The organism is Streptomyces sp. NPDC052064, assembly GCF_055585925.1.
This window is the reverse complement of sequence record NZ_JBVJJE010000002.1, coordinates 153,729-172,113: the sequence shown is the minus strand read 5'-3', so window position 1 is coordinate 172,113 and position 18,385 is coordinate 153,729. Positions and strand designations below refer to the sequence as shown.

The following is an 18,385-nucleotide window of genomic DNA, read 5'->3' as shown; positions in this document are numbered from 1 at the left end:
AGGGCTCGGCGGCAGCATGGTCGGACGCTTGATCGGCGCGCGCCGCGCCGCGGAGTGAGATCGTCGGGGGTGCTGGTGAATCACGTGTGGCCGCCGTCCACCTTTCTTGGCCGGCTGCGGAACACGACACGCGAAGAACTGCTGGGGCAGGGCACCCCGATCGCCTATCCGCCGCATCGCGCGCTGCTGCAGCAGGGCGACGAGAGCCGGCACGTCCTGTTGATCACGAGTGGTGTCGTCAAGGTCGTCGCCAGCGCGGAGAGCGGCTACGACATGCTGCTCGCCGTTCGTGTGGCGGGCGACTTGGTGGGCGAGATGGCGGCCTTCGAGGAGCGCCCCAGGTCCGGCACGGTTGTCGCGTGCAGCGATGTGACCGCGCGGATCATCCAGATGCGGGCGCTGGAGACCTTCCTCACCCGGCACCCGGACGCCATGCGGGCCATCCTCCACATGCTGTGCGCCCGGCTGCGCTGGGCCAACCGGCGCCGGGTCGATTTCCAGGCCTACGACTCGCTGACCCGGCTGGCCCGGGTCCTGGCCGAGCTGTGCCAGGCCTACGCCCAGCCCGCACCGGACGGTGACGGCAGGCGGTGCGACCTCGGTGTGACGCTCACGCAGAAGGAACTCGCGTCGCTGGCTGGACTGAAGCTCAACACGGCCGAAAAGAGCCTGGCCACACTGACAGCCCAGGGACTGGTGGAACGCAGTTACCGAAACATAACCATCTGTGACGTTCCGAAGTTGCTTGAATTCGCCAAAGTCGTTGCCGACAACCCGTACTGATACGGAATCACTTCACGCACTCTCTCCTAACCTCTCGGGCAGCACTTCGTGGGCAGTGTCTGCCCATCGCCTGCCCAGAGAGGAATGACGCGGGTGGCTGCGTGGCCTGACTTCTATCCCTGTACCTGCATAGCCGTGGACGCACAGTCCTACGGAAGCAAGAACGACCGTGGACAGTCCGAAATCCAGCACGACCTGCCGAGGCTCCTCGACCGTGCCGCCAGAGGCGCCGGACTGGACCGCGCGCAGTGGCACATCCAGCGCAAGGGCGACGAGCAGCTGGCGGTCCGGCCCGTCGACGGCAAGGAACCTCGCCTGGTCGACGACTATGTCCGCCATCTCGTCGCCGAGCTGCGCGAATACAACGCCCAGCGCGTTCCCGAGGCCCGGATGCGGCTGCGGGCCGTCGTCCATCAGGGTCTGGTGGAGCTGGCGGACAACGGCTTCGCCGGCACGGCCGTGGTGGCCACGGCGCGCCTGCTGAACGCACGCCCGCTCTACGACGCGCTGACCGCGCACCCCGACGCCGACCTGGCGCTGTTGCTGTCCGACGACGTCTTCCGGTCCACGGTGGCGGGCGGTCACACGACCCTCTCCACCGAGGACTTCACCAGCGTCACCGTCCAGGTGAAGGAATACGAGGCCACGGCCTGGCTCCGGGTGCCCGCGCTCGGCGCACCGGACGTGGCCTCGCGTGAGCCCGGGGCCGCGCAGCAGGGGAAGCACGCGGCCCCGGTGTCGGGGGAGCCCGCGGCGGACCGGCCTGAGCCGGCCGCCGCAGGCAGGACGGGGATCAGCAACGACTACCGGGGCGACAACATCAACGTCACCAACATCGCCGGCCCGGTGGACGCCCGTGGCGCCGTCTTCGGCTTCGGGAGCGCCGGTGGCTGACGACACGGGCCCGGACGACGGGCTGGACGTACCGCCCGTCCCCGCGCCCGACCAGGACGCCGAGCCACCCGTGCCGGGGGACGACGGCAGCGCGCCGCAGGCCGGGGACGAGGAGCTGGGCCCGGACCAAGTCTCCGAACAGCGCACAGAGCCGGACGAACGGGAGGAGGACGACCGCGGCTACGACGACCTCCGTCGCGTCCACCAGCTCGTCAACAACAACTTCTACGGCGTCGTCGACGCCGCCGGAGCGGCGTTCGGCTTCGGTGCCGCCTCGTCCCCGGGGCTCGCTCCCGGCACCATCGAGCCCGAGGAGGCGGACCGGGCACTGCGGTTCTACATGCCCCCGCAGCCCTGCTTCGACGAGGCGCTGGGCAAGCTGCGCGCGGACGGTCTCGTGGTCCTGACGGGTCAGGACAGCTGCGGCCGGGGCGCGGGTTCGCTCGCCCTGCTCAGGGACATCCTGGGCGAGCAGGCCAGGCTGCGCAGCCTGTCGCCCGCCAACGCCCTCGCCGAGCTGGCGGCATCACGGGATCTCAAGCCGGGCCGGGGCTACGTCATCCTCGACTACGTCGGTGAACTGCCCGACCAGGCCGTGCAGGCGTACGAGATCGGGCGGTTGAGCGAGGAACTGCACCGCAACGGGTCGTACCTGGTGATCACGGCGGGCGACACGACCCGTCGGCGGCTGGCGCTGCGGGACCGCTGTGTGCCGTGGCAGGCCCCGGACCCCGTGGAGCTGTTCGAACACTGCCGGGAGAAGCTGCCGCACGCCGGCCTCACGCCGGACACCGAGCAGGAACTGCTGGAGCGGGTCGGCGAGCAGCGGCGGCCGGCGGACGTCGTCGCGGCGGCCGTGGCCCTGTCCCAGGACGGCGCGGAGAAGGCGCTGGACACGCTGCGGGACCGGTACCGGGAGCGGGTTCAGGAGTGGTTCCGCAGGCAGCCGTCCGCGGGCGACCTGCTCCCGCTCGCGGCGCTGGCCTTCCTGGAGGGCGTCCCGGAGCGGACGTTCGAGAAGGAGTGCGCCGCGCTCGCCGCCCATGTGCGCAACTGGGAGCAGAGCGGCGAGACGCCGGTCGCGGAGCCGGACGACGAGGTGAGGACGCCGTCGGGCGGCGCGGTGGCCCAGCAGTCCAGGGCCCGGTGGAGGGAGCGGGCGGTGGGACTCGTGACCACCGACCACCGCCCGGGTCCGGGCCGGGACGCCGGCCGCAGCGAACGGCGCCTGGTCTTCACCTCGCCGCGCGTCCGCGAGCTAGTCATCGCGGAGCTGCACGACCTGTACGGCTACGAGCTCTGGTACCCGCTGCGCCAGTGGCTGGGCGAGCTGGCCCTGCGGGGCGACCTCGACACCCGGACGGAGGTGGCCCGGGGAGTCGCGCTCCTGGCACGGTACGCGCTGGTCGAGGTCGACGAAAACCTGCTGAAGGTATGGTCCGAGGGCATCACCAGCCAGCGGGTGACCGCTGCGCTGACGCTCCAGTTCATGTGCGACGTGGAGCACCTCGCCCCGCAGGCCCTGAACATCGTCCTGAGCTGGACGGACAACAGCGGCCAGGGCCGTGCCGTGACGGCGGCCATGGCGCTGACGGGCCGCCTGGGCTCCCTCTACCGCCTGGAAGCGCTCAACCGGCTGTGGTTCCTGACCCAGCGCGGCGAGCGGATCGCGTTCTCGGCCCGCCGTTCCCTGATCCTGCTGCTGCAGACCGCCGAACAGGACCCCGAACGCGTCCTGTTCACCCTCCGGTACGTACGGACAGTGATCGCCAAGACGACGCCAGGGTCCCGGGAGCGGTCGATCGCCCTGCGAACCGCCGTCCAGCTGCTGGAGGCCGCCCGGCTGGAGGCCCCCGAGCCCGTCACCGCGGCACTCCTGCGTACCGTCCCGGACAGCGCCCGCCAGCTCGGGTCGCTGTGGGCGGACGTCCTGCACAGCAGCAACCGGAGCCGGGCGGTCAGCGCGCTGTGTCGCACGCTGGTGCAGTTGCGGGACGACCCGTCCGTCACCGGCGCCGTACGCGAACTCGGCGAGGCCATGCGGAAAGCCATGAGCGGGCGCCAGTGGGCCGCCCTGTGCCACCACCTGTCCATCGCCCTGAAGCACCCCGACTACGCGATCCCCGGCGCCCGCCAACTGGCGCAGGTGCTCCTCGGATCACTGCGCGGCCGGGCCCCGGCCGAGCCCCGGCGCTCCACCGCGTCCCTCATATCCACCGCTCCCGCCCCTTCCTCTCCTGGAGGTCGAAGCAAGTGAACTACCCGGTCATCGCCGAGCACATACTGGCCACGGTCCAGGGCACCTGGTGGTCTCGGCGTCGCCGCCGCGAGGACGTACCGCCGCTGCCACCCGGAGCGGCCTACGTCTTCAGAGTCGGAGGGAACTACCGCACGTTCCCCGAGGGGATGGTGTTCGACCCGTCCCACCCCGACGTGCTCGACGCCTCCTCGGTCAGCCTGGTCGACACCCGGGCGCGCCTTGTCGATGTGGAGCGTCCCCTGCCGTCGGTGAGCGAGGCGGACAACTTCACGATGCGGGCGTCCTTCACCTGTCAGGTGACCGACCCGACCGTCATCGCCCGGCAGGGCATTATCGACGTCACCGTTCCCCTGCGCGCCTACCTGATGGGCGACAGCGACCTGCCGAGGGTGAGCGCCGGGCACCGCGTGGAGGAGGTCAACGCGGTGCGCACCGAGGCAAGTCATCGTATGACCGCCTACAGCGCGATCGTGCCGCCGCGTGTCGCGGGCATGAGCGTCGAGTTCGTCAGCGCCGAGGTGCACGCGTCGGACGACCTGCGGGACTGGGAGCAGAAGCTGCGCGACGAGCGGCGTGCCTGGGAACTGCAGCGCGGCCAGCGCGACTTCGAGACCGAGGACGCCCGGCGGATCGCGGAACTGCTCTCCCAGGGATCCGACCACGTGGACGCCTTCGGCATCGCCCGCAAGGAGATGGACGTCACCGAGGTGGCGGCCCGCATTCACCGGATCACCGACGAGGAGTCAGCCCGCCGCCACACGGTGGAGACGGCGGAGCGGGCCCACGCGCAGGCGCGGGAGACGGCGGAGGCGCAGATGCGCCGGGACATGCTGCTGACGCTGCTGCGGCAGATGGGCGGCAGCGAGTACGTCGACTACCACCAGGTCCTGGAACAGGTCCTGCGCGAGACGGGCGGCCAGGTGGCGCCCGGCATCGGAACCACCGCCGGCCCCGCCCACATGGTCGAGTCGGGACAGGCACGCCCCGGTCGCACGGCAGCGGGCCGGGAAGGGGCGCGCGACCCGCAGGGTGGTTTCGTCAAGGACGAGGACGATCTCGTTGACTGACTTCCTGACGAACCCGAACCATGTGGCGGCCTCCGGCACGGCGGATGGCCAGGGGACCGGTGACGGGGCTGCCTCTCGCACCTCGAGCGGCCGGGTCGCTGCCCGCACCACGGGGGGTGAGCCCACTGCCCGCACCACCCGCCGCTCCGTCGACTTCGACGCCGCACGACGGTTGCGTGCCCTCACCGGTGTCGACGAGGAACTGCTGGCCAGGGTCAAGTACGAGCGGAGCAAGTACACGGCCCTCGGTGGGGTGGTGCTCGGTACCTCCGTCATCGCGGCGTTCTCCATGTGGAACTTCGCGACCGAGGCGCTCGGCAAGGTCTCCTTCGTGGCCCTGGTCCCGACGGTCATCTGGATGCTGTTCGTACTCAACCTCGACCGCTGGCTGGTCACTCCTCAGCCGAACGCCCGGCGACGGGCCGGCCCTCTCGTCACACGCCTGCTCATCGCCCTGATGCTCGGTGTGGTGATCGCCGAGCCCCTGGTGCTGCGCATCTTCCAGACGGCCATCGAGGAACGCGTCGCGGACGAACGCACGGACACCATCGACCGCTTGCGCACGAACCTGGTCCGCTGCAACCCCGTACCGTCCACGACGCAGGCCGTCACACCGAAGGGCTGTGACAGGGCGTACGTCCTCTCCTTCGGCGCGACGCCCGGCGAGCGGGGCGAGGAACTGGACGCCTTGCGCTCGGACGCCGCCGCCCTGCAGAAGCGGGTGGACCGGGACACCACCAGGTTGGAGGCCATCGACTTCGAGGTACGGGACGAGTGCCGCCGACTGATCCGCATAGCCGCGACCGGCCTCTTTCAGCGGACGTCCGAGTGCCTGCGCCTGCGCGACAAGGCACATGACTACCGGACCACCCACCGCACGAGTGAGAACGAGAAGCGACTCGCCGGAATGAACAACCGCATCTCGAAGATCGAGGCCGAGCTGACCTCGTCACGCGGCGCGTTCCTCAAGGACCGGGCCGACGGCATCGAGCGGCGGCTGGACGAGGAGCGAGCCAAGCAGAAGGAGATCGGTGTCCTGGAACGGATCCGGGCGCTCGACGAACTCGCGAGCGGCAACGCGGTGCTGTTCGTGGGCATCTGGCTGGTCCGCCTGCTGTTCGTACTCCTCGACATGCTCCCTGTGCTGGTGAAATACCTGAGCGGCGATACCGCGTACGACCGGATGCTCACCAGCGAGAGCAACAGCGCGGTCAAAATCCACGGCGAGGAGGTCCGCCTCACCGAGCGCCGCGCCATGGCGAACCTCGAGATCGCCCAGGACGCCATCGAACAGGAGGTCCGGCGTCACCGCGCCGAGTCGGAGGCGGCGGCCCGGGAGCACACGGCAGCGATGAACATCCGGGTCCGGCAGGCGGTGAACTCGCTGGAGGACGAGATCCGCCGCTCGTCGACGGTCTGACGCACCCGCCCGCACCGGGAACACAGCACCACGGCCGCCCCGCACACCGGGGCGGCCGCCCGACACCGACGGAAAGACGGAAAGGAGGGGGAGGTATGACCACACCCGGAGGCGACGCCGGCACAGACCCGGACATCGACACCGGCACCGCAACCGACCGCGGCGCGGAACTCGCCAGGGTCCTGCTGTCCGAGGCTCGCGAGGAGCTCGTGAAAGCCGACAACAAGGCCGGTCTCATGCTGGCGTCCCTGGGCGCGGCCCTGACCGCCCTGCTCGGCGCGATCGGCAGCGGCGTCATCGCCCCGCGACAGTACCCGGTCGTCCCGCAGCTTCTCCTCTGGGTGGGCTGTGCCGCCTGCGTACCGGCACTCGTCCTGCTCGGTCTGGCCGTGACCCCACGGCTGGGAAGCCCGCACCGCTCCCGCACTCACTACTTCGGCGACGCGAGGCTGGCGAGGTCGGTCGCCCACCTGGAGCGGACGGTCCGCCACACCGACCCGGTGTCCCGGGACCTGAGCCAACTGGCGACCCTGTCCCAGACCGCCTGGACCAAATACCGCTGCATACGCCACGCACTGGCCTGGGGCACGATCTTCTTCGCGCTCACACTGCTGGGCATAGTGACGGGAGCGTCGGCTTAGCGGCACACCGGGACCCACAACTCGTCCCGAACGCGATCAGACCCCTCTGTGACCTTGGTTCGGGGTTCCCGACCCGCCAGCTTGGCCACAGAGATGCTTCGGGTGCATTGTTCTGGACCGCGAAGCCCGAGGTTCTCCAGGCGGGCAGGGCCTGGACCGGTTGCCCCGTGATCGATGAGACGTCGCCCGAGCGGTTAGAGCGGTCCACAAGACGGAGGCACGCGGCCTGAAGAGGGCGAAAGGCGGGGCCGACAGCGTTCGTCTGCACTGATGGCGGCAGGGCGATGGCGCATCTCGGCGCCCCCATCGAAGGACCGGTCGCGTGCCTGAGCGGGGTGGGTCAGAAGATCGGCGTCTGCGCTTCGATTTCGGTGAGTCCTTCCTCCATGGTCAGCGACGGCAGCACGCGGACGCGGTTCCAGTGGGGGAGGCGAGACTCCATCAGCAAGCGGTCGACGTTCTCGACCTTGTCGGACTGTACGACCACGACAATCGTGTGTTCACGGTTGACGAAGGGGCCGGCCACGATCTCGACGCCTGCCTTCTGGGCCAGGTTCGGGATATCAGGGGCGGTCTGCAGCATCAGGTCGCGTGTCGTCGCGTTGGAGGTCGGACAGATTTCCGGAGTGTGGGTCGCGATCAGGACGAAATGCATCTCAGGTTCCCTTCCACTCGAGGGCCCTTGATTTCAGCCTAGGCCGCCCCGAGGTGCTCCGCGACCGGTGATCCCGGCTCCGACCGTCGGAGGCCTGTGCTGCCGCGATGACGCCGCGGTAAGCCGCTCGATGCCCGCGGGCCGTCGCGGATGCTGCGGGAGTACATGACCGCGGACAACACCCCTATCGCGGCCCGCAACATCAAGGCGGGCGGGAGCGTCATGAAGGGCCTGACAGGAAGGGGGCCACCGCCCCCGGAACCCTGCCGAGGAGGCACCGCCGCATGGCCACCGTTGCTGAACCTGCCGAACAGCTCCTCTACCTCCCCGAAGAGGCGGCCAAGGCTCTCAGGATCGGACGCTCGATGGTCTACGAGGAGATACGCCTCGGACGACTTCAGACCGTCCGCATCGGCCGTCGCCGTCTCGTGCCACCGGAGTACATCGAGCGGTACGTCGAACTCCTCAAGCGCGAGGCAGAAGTCACCGCCTGAACTTCCCACCACCCGAGTTCCACAGGGCCGCGTCCTTCAGGGCGCGGCCCTGTCCTATGAAGGCACGACAGAGCATGACCGACACCCTGAAGCGCGCCCAAAGGGCTGGCCATGATGCGGACACCATCTACTGGGACCCGGCCAAGAAGAGTTTCGTGGGGGCCGTCTCCCTGGGACACGGCCCGAGCGGCAAGCGCCGTCGATCGAAGGTGTACGGCGAGACGAAGACCGAAGTCCGCCAGCAGATCGGGGACTTGAAGAAGGAGGTGCAGACGGGCGTCAAGGCTTCGGCCAACTACACCGTGGCCAACGCGGTGAACCGCCGCACGTCCGTCACGGCTGTACGCCTACCTCGTGCTTTCGCTCCTCAGCGGTGCTCGCACCGAAGAGGCACGGCCCCTCATCTGGGATCACGTCTTCCTGGAGACGAAGGACGGCATCCCGCCCCATGTCGCGGTGTGACGCTCGGTGCGGCAAGCACGGCGAGACGAAGACCAGGAAGAGCCGCCGGACCATCGCGCTGCCCAAGCAGGTGGTCGACGTCCTCGAAGAGCACATGCGGCGGCAGAAGCAGGAGCGGGCAGCGAGAGGGATGGAGTGGAGCCCGACCGGCCGCGTCTTCACCACCCGGAGCGGCGAGCCGCTCGACGCGGCCAACGTCCGGCGAGACTTCAAGGTCATCGTGAAGAAAGCCGGACTGAAGCCTGAGTGGATACCGCGGGAGCTCCGGCACAGCTTGGTGTCCCTCTCTCTGACCACGGCATCCCGCTGGAGCGGATCGCGCTCTTGGTCGGTCACAGCAGTCAGGCGACCACAGAGGCGGTCTACCGCAAGCAGCTCCGGCCCGTGATCACGCAGGGTGCCGAGGCCTGACCAAATGCGTTTGCCCCCCGGGCATGAAAGAGGCCCATTCGCGATCAAGCGAATGGGCCTCTGACCAGCGTCGGGGTGGCGGGATTTGAACCCACGACCTCTTCGTCCCGAACGAAGCGCGCTGCCAAGCTGCGCTACACCCCGATGTCGCTGCTGTCGCGGCGACGACGTTTACTTTAGCCCACTGGTGGCTAGAGACGAAATCCGGTTTTCCAGCGGTGGCGGAGAGGGTTCGGGCGGGCGTGGTCGAGGGCCACGAGGAGGGTCGCGAGGGCGTAGCAGGAGAGGCCGAGGAGGAGGGCGTTGCCGAGGACCTTCCTGTAGCCGTCCTGGCCGACGTCCAGGAAGGGGTAGAGGTAGCGGTCGGGGGTGCCCGGGAGGAGCAGTTCGCCTCGGGTGAGGGAGAAGACCAGGTAGGCCAGGGGGTAGAGGAGCCAGATACCGGCCTGGCGCAGGCGCAGGCGGCCGGGGGTCGTGAGCAGGAGCCAGTCCAGTACGGCCGCGATCGGGGTCACCGTGTGGAGTGTGTGATGGGCGAGGGCCTGCCGGCCCGTGGGGGCGGCGGCTTCGCCCGTGAGGGAGAAGGGGCTCGCCTCGTTCCCCAGGAGCAGGTGGTGCACCAGGGCCGCGATGACGACGTAGAGCAGGGTCGCGCCCAGCGCGGCTCCTGGCAGCGGGCGGTCGGCCGTCCACGCGCGGCGGGCCGAGAGGGCCATCACCAGCGCGAGCAGGATGTTGCTCTGGACCACGAAGTAACCCAGGGTTCGGGAGGGGTCGCCCAGGAGTACTGCGAGCGTCACGCCGGCGGCCGCCGCCAGGGCGACCAGCAGGCGGAAGGCCGCGGCCGCCGGGCGGCGGATCGGGGTGATGACGGCCGAGGCGGGGACGGGGGACGGCTTCAGTGCGGGCTTGCCCGGAATCGCGGGGAGGTCCGGTATGTCCCTGGGTATCGGGGCGGTCATGCCCCTCACGCTGACAGAAGCGGATATAGGGGGCGATCTGGGTGTGCTGTGCGGGTTAACGGGCCCTTGACGGGCCCGGCCCTTGAGGGCTCCTGCCGGTGGGCAGTGGCCGACGGCTACTCCCGCCCCACCAACGTCAGCAGCGTCGCCTCCGGCGGGCACGCGAACCGTACCGGCGTGTAGCGGTTCGTGCCGCAGCCCGCCGAGACGTGCAGGTACGCCGTACGGCCCTCCGCCGTGTGCGTGGACAGGCCCTTCACTCGGTCCGTGTCCAGGTCGCAGTTGGTGACCAGGGCGCCGTAGAAGGGGATGCACAGCTGGCCGCCGTGGGTGTGGCCGGCCAGGATCAAGGGGTAGGCGTCGGCCGTGAAGGCGTCCAGCGTGCGCAGGTACGGCGCGTGGACCACGCCCATGGAGAAGTCGGCCGAGTCCGACGGGCCGCCGGCCACCTGGTCGTAGCGGTCCCGCTTGATGTGCGGGTCGTCCAGCCCTGTCAGCTCCAGCGAGACACCCTCGATCTTGAGCGTGCCGCGCGTGTTGGTCAGGTTCAGCCAACCCGCCGCGTCGAAGGCGTCCCGCATGTCCTCCCACGGGTTGTGCACCACGCCGACGGCCGGCGGATTGCCGTTCAGGCCATGGCGACCCTGGACCTTCTCGAGCAGGTAGCGGGCGGGGTTGCGCAGCATGGGGCCGTAGTAGTCGTTGGAGCCGAAGACGTACGCGCCCGGGAACTCCATCAGGGGGCCGAGCGCGTCCAGGACCTCCGGGATGCCCTCCGAGTCGGAGAGGTTGTCACCCGTGTTGATCACGAAGTCGGGGCGCAGGCCCGCCAGGGAGCGCAGCCAGCGCTGCTTCTTGCGCTGACCGCTGACCATGTGGATGTCGGAGACCTGCAACACGCGCAGGGGTCGCATCCCCGAGGGCAGGACCGGGACCGTGACCCGGCGCAGGCGGAAGGAGCGGGCCTCGAATCCCGCCGCGTACAACAGACCGGCGGCACCAGCCGCCGTGATGCCCAGGGGGACTCCGTATCGCGCGCGCATAAGACCATCGTGTCAGACCACGCCGGTCACTGCGCCCGGCGGTGCCCGAAATCCCCTGACGCCACCGGCGCTTAAACCATCGCCCCACAAATCAATGGGCGTCTTTCCACCCGCACCTGCGACAATCAACCCCATGACCACGCTCAAGTCGAAGCTTCAGGATCACCTCAACGCCGCCATCAAGGAGCGCGACGAGCTCCGCTCCTCGACGCTCCGGCTGACGCTCGCCGCGATCACCAAGGAGGAGGTCGCGGGCAAGGAGAAGCGCGAGCTCTCCGACGACGAGGTGCAGAAGGTGATCACCCGCGAGGCGAAGAAGCGGCGTGAGGCGGCCGAGGCCTTCGCACAGGGTGGTCGTGCCGAGCAGGCCGAGCGGGAGAAGGCGGAGGGCGAGGTGCTCGCGGAGTACCTGCCCAAGCAGCTGTCCGACGAGGAGCTCCAGCAGATCGTGGCCCAGGCCGTCGAGGAGGCCAGGGCCGCCGGTGCGGAGGGGCCGCGGGCCATGGGCGCCGTCATGAAGATCGTGAACCCGAAGGTGGCCGGCCAGGCCGAGGGCGGCCGGGTCGCCGCCGCGGTGAAGAAGCTGCTGACCGGCTGACCGCCCTTCGGCTGGACCTAACAGGGGCGGCCCCCTCTTCCCCTTTCGGGAGAGGGGGCCGCCCCTGTTGGTCACGCCCCTGTTGGTCACGCCGACGGCTCAGCCGAACCGCCCGCCGTTCCCGTTCCCGTTGCCGCCCCCGTTGTCCTGGCCCCGGAAGAAGCCCTCGGGAATGGAGAAGGAAGGTGTCGGGAAGGGGTCGCCGCCTCCGCCGCCGTTGTTGTTGCCGCCGACCAGGCCACCGATGAAGCCGTCCCCGTCGTCGCGGCCCTCGTCGTCGCCGTTCCCGTCGCCGCGGTCCCGGTCGATGCCGTCGGGGATGTGGACGGTGTTGAACTGCTCGACGGGCTTGCCCTCCAGCGCGCCGGTCATCATGTCGCCCCAGATCGGACCGGGGACCTCACCACCGAAGACCTTGCCGTACGACCGGCCGCCTATGGTGATGTTGGTCATCTTCCGCTTGTGTGCGGGGTCACCGACCCACACGGCACCGGCCATGTTCGGCGTGTAGCCCACGAACCAGGCCGCGTAGCGCTCGTCCGTCGTACCGGTCTTACCGGCGCTGGGGCGGCTGTCGAGGCCGGCCTTCTTACCCGTACCGTCCTCGACGACGCCCCGCAGCAGCGCGTTGATGGTGTCGGCGGTCTTCTCCGACATCGCACGCGAGCAGGTCGACTTCGGGACCTGGAGCGACTTCGTCTGGTCGCCGACGCGCTGGGTGACCGACTCGATGGCGACCGGCGTGCAGTGCATCCCGCGCGAGGCGAAGGTCGCGTACGCGTTCGCCATGGTCAGCGGGGACATCTCCTGGGTGCCGAGGGCGATGGAGGGCACCTGGGGCATCTTGTCGCCGTCGGCCCGCACGACGCCCATCTTCTTCGCCATCGTCGTGACCGGGCAGATGCCGATGTCGCTGATCATCTGCACGTAGTAGGTGTTGACCGACTTGGCGGTCGCTTCCTTCATGTCGTACGGGCCGACCTCCGACTCGTTCTCGTTCTCGAGCTTGGCGGGGTCGGTCCGGCTGTTCTTCCAGGTCTTGCCGTCGCAGGCCGAGACGGGGCTCGGATACGGCATCTGGTACGGCGAGGAGTACACCTTGTTCGCCGGCATGCCGTCCTCGAGGGCCGCGGCGGCCACGATCGGCTTGAACGTCGAACCGGGCTGATAGCCCATGCCGCCGCCCATCGACTGGTCGACGGAGAGGTTGATCTGCGTCTCGTTCTTGCCGAAGCCGTACGGACGAGACTGGCCCATGGCGAGGATCTTGCCGGTGCCGGGCTGGACGAGGGAGGCGGCGGTGGCCACGTCGTCGCTCTTGTAGACGTGGTCCTTGATGGACTGCTGCGCTGAGTCCTGGGCCTGCGGGTCCATGGTGGTGCGGATGGTGAGGCCGCCCTGGTTCCAGACCTTCGCCCGCTTCTCCTTGGTCTTGCCGAAGACCGGGTCGTTCAGGAAGACCTCGCGCACGTAGTCACAGAAGAAGCCCGCGCCCTTGGTCGCCGTGATGCAGCCGTTCTTGGGCTTGCTGACCTTCAGACCCAGCGGCGCTTTCATCGCCTCGGCGGCCTGCGCCCGGGAGATGTCGCCGACGTCGGCCATGCGCCGGAGCACGATGTTGCGGCGCTTGGTGGCCTCCGCCTCGTCGTTGACCGGGTCGTACCGGCTCGGCGACTGGACGATGCCGGCGAGGAGGGCCGCCTCCTGGACGTTCAGGTCCTTGGCCGACTTGGAGAAGTAGCGCTGGGCCGCGGCCTCGACGCCGTAGGCCTGCTGACCGAAGAACGTGATGTTCAGGTAGTTCTCGAGGATCTTCTTCTTCCCGAGCTCCTCCTCGACCTGGATCGCGTACTTCAGTTCGCGGATCTTGCGGCCGATGGTCTGCTGGGTGGCCTGCGCGACCTTCGTCGGGTCGTCGCCGGCCTCCTCGACGAATACGTTCTTCACATACTGCTGCGTCAGGGTCGAGGCGCCCTGGGCGACCTCACCGCTGCGCGCGTTCTTGTTGAGGGCGCGCAGGACGCCCTTCAGGTCGACCGCGCCGTGCTGGTAGAAGCGCGAGTCCTCGATCGCGACGATCGCCTTCTGCACGTACGGCGAGATGTCCTTGAGGGGGACCACCGTGCGGTCGCGCGAGTAGACCGTGGCGATCTGACCGCCGTCGGCGTCGAGGATCGAGGTCCGCTGGCTCAATGGCGGGGTCTTCATGTTGGCCGGGAGCTCGTCGAAGCTCTCGACCGATCCCTTCGCCGCCAGCCCCAGCGCGCCCACCGCGGGCAGCGCGATACCGGCCAGCACGGCTCCCGCGAGAACACTGACACCGAGGAACTTGGCGGCCTGCTGCGTGGGTGACAGACCACCGCCCGAGCGCTTCTTTGGCATGAGGGCAGCCTACGTTCTCATTCGCCGGACAGGCGTATAGGCCTTGGCCTAAGCTGCTCTCAACTGTCACAGCAGTGAGGCCACGTATCAATACGTCCGGCGACCCCGAATCGTTCCGGGTGTTCCCCAACTTTTTTGGTGGGGTCGTGTCCGAATCCGCCTCGTGTGTCCTGTGGCGTCCGTTGTGACACAGCTGAACTGTCCTGGTTTGCCGGGAAGGTTACGTATGTCGCCAGCTCACTCCCCCGGGTGATCTGCCGCTTACCCATAGTCCGTTCGGACCATTCAAGATTGGGCCCGCTGGGGGTGTTGCGCTGTGCCCACCTTCCGTAACGTCCTCAACTGGCGGCGGTGAATATGCCGCTGCCGCCGTGGGGGAGCCTCGATTCGGGAGAGGACGGCGCCGGTATGGGCTGGGTAGTCGACTGGAGTGCGCAGGCGGCCTGCCGCACTACCGATCCGGACGAACTGTTCGTTCAAGGAGCAGCGCAGAACAGGGCCAAGGCGGTGTGCACCGGATGCCCGGTGCGTACGGAGTGCCTGGCCGACGCGTTGGACAATCGCGTCGAGTTCGGCGTATGGGGAGGCATGACGGAGCGGGAGCGCCGCGCCCTGCTGCGCAGGCGGCCCACGGTGACCTCCTGGCGCCGGCTGCTGGAGACCGCACGTTCGGAGTACGAGCGTGGCACGGGGATCGTGCCCCTCGACGACGACGACGAGGTCTACGAGAACTACGCGGCGGTGAGCTGAGGGGTTCCCTCCGGGGGCTCCTCGGGGCTTCAGGTCGGGGCTCAGGCCCCTACGGAGACAGGCGCGGCCAGGCCCGTTGGCAGGGCCGGGTCGCCCCTGGGGCACTCGCGTTGCGCCCAGGCGCACTCGCTGCTCGGGCGCTCGGGCGCTCAGGCGCTCGCCTCAGGGCGGGTGCCCGCCTCGGGCAGCTCGGTCTCGGGCAGTTCGCGCTCGTTCGCCGCGAGCCGGTCGCCGATGTCGCGCAGTCCCGCGAGGTCGTGCACATCACCGGGCAGCGCGCCCACTTCCGTCACCGCCACCTCGGGGTGGAGCGCGGTGAAGCGGTCACGCGTGCGCTGCTCACGGGAGAGCAGCTGCATACGTTCGGCGTGCAGCCTCAGCAGGCCTGCCGTGAGCTGTTCGACGGAGCGCTCGGTGTTCTCGGCGTCCTCGGCGGGGGAGCCACCGTCAGAAGCCGGAGCAACAGCCGGAGCTGGTGTTTCGGATGTGAGAGGGTCTGAACTGTCGTACGTGTCGGGGGAGTTACGAAGTACTGCTTTCCCGCCCTCCTGATCCACAATGCGGGGCTCTTCAAGATTTTCCGCGGCGTCGAGCGCACGCTCGGCCGACAGCCGGCCGGCGCCGCTGCCGTGGACCCGGTTGAGTACCAGCCCGGCGAGCGGCATGTCCTCCGCGGCCAGCCGTTCCACGAAGTACGCGGCCTCGCGCAGCGCGTCCCGCTCCGGGGCCGCGACCACGAGGAACGCCGTGCCGGGCGCCTGGAGCAGCTTGTACGTGGCGTCCGCGCGGGTGCGGAACCCGCCGAAGGTCGTGTCCATCGCGGACACGAACGTCTGGACGTCCTTGAGGAGCTGGCCGCCGAGCAGCTTGCCGAGGGTGCCGGTCATCATCGACATCCCGACGTTCAGGAATTTCATCCCGGCCCGGCCGCCCAGCTTCGCCGGCGCGGTCAGCAGCCGGATCAGCCGCCCGTCCAGGAACGACCCGAGCCGCTTGGGCGCGTCCAGGAAGTCCAGCGCCGAGCGGGACGGCGGGGTGTCGACGATGATCAGGTCCCACTCGTCCCTGGCCCGCAGCTGCCCGAGCTTCTCCATCGCCATGTACTCCTGCGTGCCCGCGAAGCCCGCCGAGAGCGACTGGTAGAAGGGGTTGCCCAGGATCGCGGCGGCCCGCTCGGGGTCCGCGTGCGCCTCGACGATCTCGTCGAAAGTGCGCTTCATGTCGAGCATCATCGCGTGCAGCTCGCCGCCCGCGGAGTCGTCGATGCCCTTCACCCGGCGCGGCGTGTTGTCGAGGGAGTCGATGCCCATGGACTGGGCGAGCCGGCGGGCCGGGTCGATGGTGAGGACGACGACCTTGCGGCCTCGCTCGGCCGCGCGCAGGCCCAGGGCCGCCGCGGTCGTGGTCTTGCCGACCCCGCCCGAGCCGCAGCACACCACGATGCGGGTCTTCGGGTCCTCCAGCAGCGGGTCGATGTCGAGCACGCGCGCGGGGGACAGGTGGTGGCGGGCCGGGTCGTGGGTGTGGGCCGGGTCCGGACGACTCATGACATCCCCTGCTTCCGACTCATGACGGGCCTTGCCTGTGTGCTGTTCCGGGGGCCGCGGCCTGCCCGGCTCATGACACGCCCTGCTCGCGCAGCTCGCGGGCCAGTTCGTACAGCCCCGCCAGGTCCATGCCTTCGGCGAACAGCGGCAGTTCGTGCAGCGGCAGGCCCAGCTCGGTGAGCACCGCACGCTGCTCGTGCTCCAGCGTGTACCGCTCGGCGTACTCCTCGGCCTGGGTGAGCAGCGGATCCACCAGCCGCTCCGCGCGACCGCCGCGCCTCGCCCCGCCGAGCCCGGCGGACGACAGCGACCGCGCAACCGTGGAACGCGGGACCGTCCGTACGAGTTCCAGGTCGGCCGCGTCCAACACCTCGGGCCGCACCATGTTCACGATGAGCCGCCCCACCGGCAGCCGGGCCGACCGCAGCTCTGCGATGCCGTCCACGGTCTCCTGGACGGGCATCTCCTCCAGCAGTGTCACCAGGTGCACGGCCGTTTCCGGCGACTTCAGCACCCGCATCACGGCCTGTGCCTGATTGTGTATCGGGCCGATCTTGGCGAGACCGGCGACCTCGTCGTTGACGTTGAGGAAGCGCGTGATGCGCCCGGTCGGCGGGGCGTCCATGACGACGTAGTCGTACGCGAACCGCCCGCTGCGATCCTTGCGCCGCACCGCCTCGCACGCCTTGCCGGTGAGGAGTACGTCCCTCAGGCCGGGCGCGATGGTGGTGGCGAAGTCGATCGCGCCGAGCTTCTTCAGGGCCCGTCCGGCGCTCCCCAGTTTGTAGAACATCTGGAGGTAGTCCAGAAGGGCCAGTTCGGGGTCGATGGCCAGTGCGTACACCTCCCCGCCCCCGGGAGCGACGGCGATCTTCCGCTCCTCATAAGGCAGCGCTTCCGTTTCGAAGAGCTGCGCGATGCCCTGACGGCCCTCGACCTCGACGAGAAGCGTCCGCTTCCCCTCCGTGGCCAGGGCCAGCGCTAGGGCCGCGGCCACCGTGGTCTTGCCGGTACCGCCCTTGCCGCTGACGACCTGGAGCCTGCTCACGTATTCGAGCCTAACCAGTCCGTGCCCGGGCTACGCGGGAGGCTGTGGATAACCGTCGCTGTGGATGGTGGACGACCGGGGGCGTGGTCGGCCGCGTGACCCTTCTCCGGCAGCGGCTAGAGTCGGCCCCATGACCAAGTGGGAATACGCAACCGTGCCGCTGCTCGTCCACGCCACGAAGCAGATTCTGGACACCTGGGGCGAGGACGGCTGGGAGCTCGTCCAGGTCGTGCCCGGGCCGAACAACCCCGAGCAGCTCGTGGCCTACCTGAAGCGGGAGAAGCAGTAATGAGCGCCGTCGAGGCGAAGCTGGCCGAGCTCGGCCTGACCCTGCCCGACGTCGTCCCGCCGCTCGCCGCGTACCAGCCGGCCGTGCAGTCCGGGCCGTACGTCTACACCGCCGGGCAGCTCCCGATGGTGGAGGGCAAGCTTCCGGTCACCGGCAAGGTCGGTGCGGAGGTCACCCCGGAGGAGGCCAAGGAGCTGGCGCGCACATGTGCGCTGAACGCCCTGGCCGCCGTCAAGTCCGTCGCCGGTGACCTGGACCGCATCGCGCGCGTGGTGAAGGTCGTGGGCTTCGTGGCCTCGGCCTCCGACTTCACGGGCCAGCCCGCGGTGCTGAACGGCGCCAGCGAGCTGCTCGGCGAGGTCCTCGGCGACAAGGGCGTGCACGCGCGCAGCGCGGTGGGCGTGGCGGTGCTGCCGCTGGACGCGCCGGTGGAGGTCGAGATCCAGGTGGAGCTCGCGTAGCACCCATTCGGTGGCCCTAGGGGTCTGTCGTTTGGATCACGACGCGGACGCGGGGTCTGGCACGCGCATCTGCGGCGTTGTCGTCGGTTGCCGACTCCCCCACGCTCGGCTTCGCTCGCGCGGGCGGTGCCCCCATCGCGTCGACGCCCTCCTCCGCCTTGCAGCCGCAGGCACCGGACCCAGCTCACCGGCGCTGACGAGATGCCGTCGACTCCCTG

The 18,385-nt window shown here is 69.4% G+C and carries 18 protein-coding genes, 1 tRNA gene and 1 pseudogene; 13 read left to right on the top strand and 7 right to left on the bottom strand.

Translation table 11 applies throughout. The features are described 5' to 3' along the window. Positions 1-69 precede the first annotated feature (69 nt). From ACZ6TU_RS05380 to ACZ6TU_RS05355, 6 genes are all read left to right on the top strand, one after another. Positions 70-783 (top strand): Crp/Fnr family transcriptional regulator, encoded by a 714-nt coding sequence (locus tag ACZ6TU_RS05380; protein ID WP_467674908.1) that lies wholly within the window; start codon positions 70-72, stop codon positions 781-783. 135 nt (positions 784-918) lie between these two features. Continuing rightward, a complete protein-coding gene (locus ACZ6TU_RS05375) occupies positions 919-1,677 on the top strand; it encodes a hypothetical protein (protein WP_469546815.1) in 759 nt (252 codons plus the stop codon). Beyond that, positions 1,670-3,934, top strand: coding sequence for a hypothetical protein (locus tag ACZ6TU_RS05370; protein WP_469546812.1), 2,265 nt, complete (start codon positions 1,670-1,672; stop codon positions 3,932-3,934). The genes ACZ6TU_RS05375 and ACZ6TU_RS05370 overlap by 8 nt, the downstream gene beginning before the upstream one ends. Beyond that, entirely contained in the window at positions 3,931-5,004 is a 1,074-nt protein-coding gene (locus ACZ6TU_RS05365; protein ID WP_467674914.1) for a hypothetical protein, read from the top strand. The genes ACZ6TU_RS05370 and ACZ6TU_RS05365 overlap by 4 nt, the downstream gene beginning before the upstream one ends. Next, complete coding sequence (locus tag ACZ6TU_RS05360; protein ID WP_469546809.1) at positions 4,997-6,424, top strand: DUF4407 domain-containing protein; 1,428 nt, start codon at positions 4,997-4,999, stop codon at positions 6,422-6,424. The genes ACZ6TU_RS05365 and ACZ6TU_RS05360 overlap by 8 nt, the downstream gene beginning before the upstream one ends. 95 nt (positions 6,425-6,519) lie before the next feature. After that, a complete protein-coding gene (locus ACZ6TU_RS05355) occupies positions 6,520-7,065 on the top strand; it encodes a Pycsar system effector family protein (protein WP_467674918.1) in 546 nt (181 codons plus the stop codon). A gap of 340 nt (positions 7,066-7,405) precedes the next feature. Here ACZ6TU_RS05355 and ACZ6TU_RS05350 read toward each other — a convergent pair whose 3' ends face one another. Next, a complete protein-coding gene (locus tag ACZ6TU_RS05350; protein ID WP_467674920.1) occupies positions 7,406-7,720 on the bottom strand; it encodes a hypothetical protein in 315 nt (104 codons plus the stop codon). A gap of 117 nt (positions 7,721-7,837) precedes the next feature. Here ACZ6TU_RS05350 and ACZ6TU_RS05345 point away from each other — a divergent pair. The 3 genes and pseudogenes from ACZ6TU_RS05345 to ACZ6TU_RS05335 all read left to right on the top strand — a co-directional run. Then, positions 7,838-8,038, top strand: a pseudogene (locus tag ACZ6TU_RS05345) (DUF3631 domain-containing protein); the annotation flags it as partial. Then, a complete protein-coding gene (locus tag ACZ6TU_RS05340) occupies positions 8,005-8,214 on the top strand; it encodes a helix-turn-helix domain-containing protein (RefSeq protein ID WP_469546805.1) in 210 nt (69 codons plus the stop codon). The pseudogene ACZ6TU_RS05345 and the gene ACZ6TU_RS05340, both read left to right, overlap by 34 nt. 448 nt (positions 8,215-8,662) lie before the next feature. Further along, on the top strand, positions 8,663-9,064 hold the full coding sequence (locus ACZ6TU_RS05335) for a tyrosine-type recombinase/integrase (RefSeq protein ID WP_467674924.1): 402 nt from the start codon (positions 8,663-8,665) through the stop codon (positions 9,062-9,064). A gap of 93 nt (positions 9,065-9,157) precedes the next feature. Here the strand turns inward: ACZ6TU_RS05335 and ACZ6TU_RS05330 are convergent. The 3 genes from ACZ6TU_RS05330 to ACZ6TU_RS05320 all read right to left on the bottom strand — a co-directional run bounded on the left by ACZ6TU_RS05330 (position 9,158) and on the right by ACZ6TU_RS05320 (position 11,092). Then, a tRNA-Pro gene (locus ACZ6TU_RS05330) sits at positions 9,158-9,231 on the bottom strand. A gap of 47 nt (positions 9,232-9,278) precedes the next feature. After that, on the bottom strand, positions 9,279-10,049 hold the full coding sequence (locus tag ACZ6TU_RS05325) for a Pr6Pr family membrane protein (RefSeq protein WP_467674926.1): 771 nt from the start codon (positions 10,047-10,049) through the stop codon (positions 9,279-9,281). A gap of 116 nt (positions 10,050-10,165) precedes the next feature. Beyond that, positions 10,166-11,092 carry a metallophosphoesterase gene (locus ACZ6TU_RS05320; protein ID WP_467674928.1) on the bottom strand — a complete coding sequence of 309 codons (927 nt, stop codon included), beginning with the start codon at positions 11,090-11,092 and terminating at the stop codon, positions 10,166-10,168. Positions 11,093-11,225: 133 nt separating this feature from the next. Between ACZ6TU_RS05320 and ACZ6TU_RS05315 the strand changes: the two genes are divergently transcribed. Then, positions 11,226-11,690, top strand: a complete 465-nt coding sequence (locus tag ACZ6TU_RS05315) for a GatB/YqeY domain-containing protein (protein WP_467674930.1) — start codon at positions 11,226-11,228, stop codon at positions 11,688-11,690. Positions 11,691-11,789: 99 nt separating this feature from the next. Here the strand turns inward: ACZ6TU_RS05315 and ACZ6TU_RS05310 are convergent, their stop codons facing one another. After that, a complete protein-coding gene (locus ACZ6TU_RS05310; protein WP_469546801.1) occupies positions 11,790-14,072 on the bottom strand; it encodes a transglycosylase domain-containing protein in 2,283 nt (760 codons plus the stop codon). Between the two features lie 408 nt (positions 14,073-14,480). On the opposite strand from ACZ6TU_RS05310, the gene wblA reads away from it, so the two are divergent. Continuing rightward, complete coding sequence (gene wblA, locus ACZ6TU_RS05305; RefSeq protein ID WP_469546798.1) at positions 14,481-14,822, top strand: transcriptional regulator WblA; 342 nt, start codon at positions 14,481-14,483, stop codon at positions 14,820-14,822. Positions 14,823-14,971: 149 nt separating this feature from the next. Here the strand turns inward: wblA and bagB are convergent, their stop codons facing one another. Next, the gene (gene bagB, locus ACZ6TU_RS05300) at positions 14,972-16,369 is read right to left on the bottom strand and encodes an ATPase BagB (RefSeq protein ID WP_467674935.1); all 1,398 of its coding nucleotides are present in this window, start codon (positions 16,367-16,369) and stop codon (positions 14,972-14,974) included. 70 nt (positions 16,370-16,439) lie between these two features. Beyond that, on the bottom strand, positions 16,440-17,417 hold the full coding sequence (bagA, locus tag ACZ6TU_RS05295) for an ATPase BagA (RefSeq protein WP_467674937.1): 978 nt from the start codon (positions 17,415-17,417) through the stop codon (positions 16,440-16,442). Between the two features lie 130 nt (positions 17,418-17,547). On the opposite strand from bagA, the gene ACZ6TU_RS05290 reads away from it, so the two are divergent. Then, positions 17,548-17,706 carry a DUF4177 domain-containing protein gene (locus tag ACZ6TU_RS05290; protein ID WP_003991873.1) on the top strand — a complete coding sequence of 53 codons (159 nt, stop codon included), beginning with the start codon at positions 17,548-17,550 and terminating at the stop codon, positions 17,704-17,706. Then, positions 17,706-18,167 (top strand): RidA family protein, encoded by a 462-nt coding sequence (locus ACZ6TU_RS05285; RefSeq protein ID WP_020271809.1) that lies wholly within the window; start codon positions 17,706-17,708, stop codon positions 18,165-18,167. Before ACZ6TU_RS05290 ends, ACZ6TU_RS05285 begins: the two co-directional genes overlap by 1 nt. Positions 18,168-18,385 lie beyond the last annotated feature (218 nt).

What these genes read in the sequence shown, in the direction of transcription:
- ACZ6TU_RS05355 (WP_467674918.1), top strand. Translation starts at nt 6,520, where the DNA reads ATGACCACACCCGGAGGCGACGCCGGCACAGACCCGGACATCGACACC.
- ACZ6TU_RS05350 (WP_467674920.1), bottom strand. Translation starts at nt 7,720, where the DNA reads ATGCATTTCGTCCTGATCGCGACCCACACTCCGGAAATCTGTCCGACC.
- ACZ6TU_RS05340 (WP_469546805.1), top strand. Translation starts at nt 8,005, where the DNA reads ATGGCCACCGTTGCTGAACCTGCCGAACAGCTCCTCTACCTCCCCGAA.
- ACZ6TU_RS05335 (WP_467674924.1), top strand. Translation starts at nt 8,663, where the DNA reads ATGTCGCGGTGTGACGCTCGGTGCGGCAAGCACGGCGAGACGAAGACC.
- ACZ6TU_RS05325 (WP_467674926.1), bottom strand. Translation starts at nt 10,049, where the DNA reads ATGACCGCCCCGATACCCAGGGACATACCGGACCTCCCCGCGATTCCG.
- ACZ6TU_RS05320 (WP_467674928.1), bottom strand. Translation starts at nt 11,092, where the DNA reads ATGCGCGCGCGATACGGAGTCCCCCTGGGCATCACGGCGGCTGGTGCC.
- ACZ6TU_RS05315 (WP_467674930.1), top strand. Translation starts at nt 11,226, where the DNA reads ATGACCACGCTCAAGTCGAAGCTTCAGGATCACCTCAACGCCGCCATC.
- ACZ6TU_RS05310 (WP_469546801.1), bottom strand. Translation starts at nt 14,072, where the DNA reads ATGCCAAAGAAGCGCTCGGGCGGTGGTCTGTCACCCACGCAGCAGGCC.
- wblA (WP_469546798.1), top strand. Translation starts at nt 14,481, where the DNA reads ATGGGCTGGGTAGTCGACTGGAGTGCGCAGGCGGCCTGCCGCACTACC.
- bagB (WP_467674935.1), bottom strand. Translation starts at nt 16,369, where the DNA reads ATGAGTCGTCCGGACCCGGCCCACACCCACGACCCGGCCCGCCACCAC.
- ACZ6TU_RS05290 (WP_003991873.1), top strand. Translation starts at nt 17,548, where the DNA reads ATGACCAAGTGGGAATACGCAACCGTGCCGCTGCTCGTCCACGCCACG.
- ACZ6TU_RS05285 (WP_020271809.1), top strand. Translation starts at nt 17,706, where the DNA reads ATGAGCGCCGTCGAGGCGAAGCTGGCCGAGCTCGGCCTGACCCTGCCC.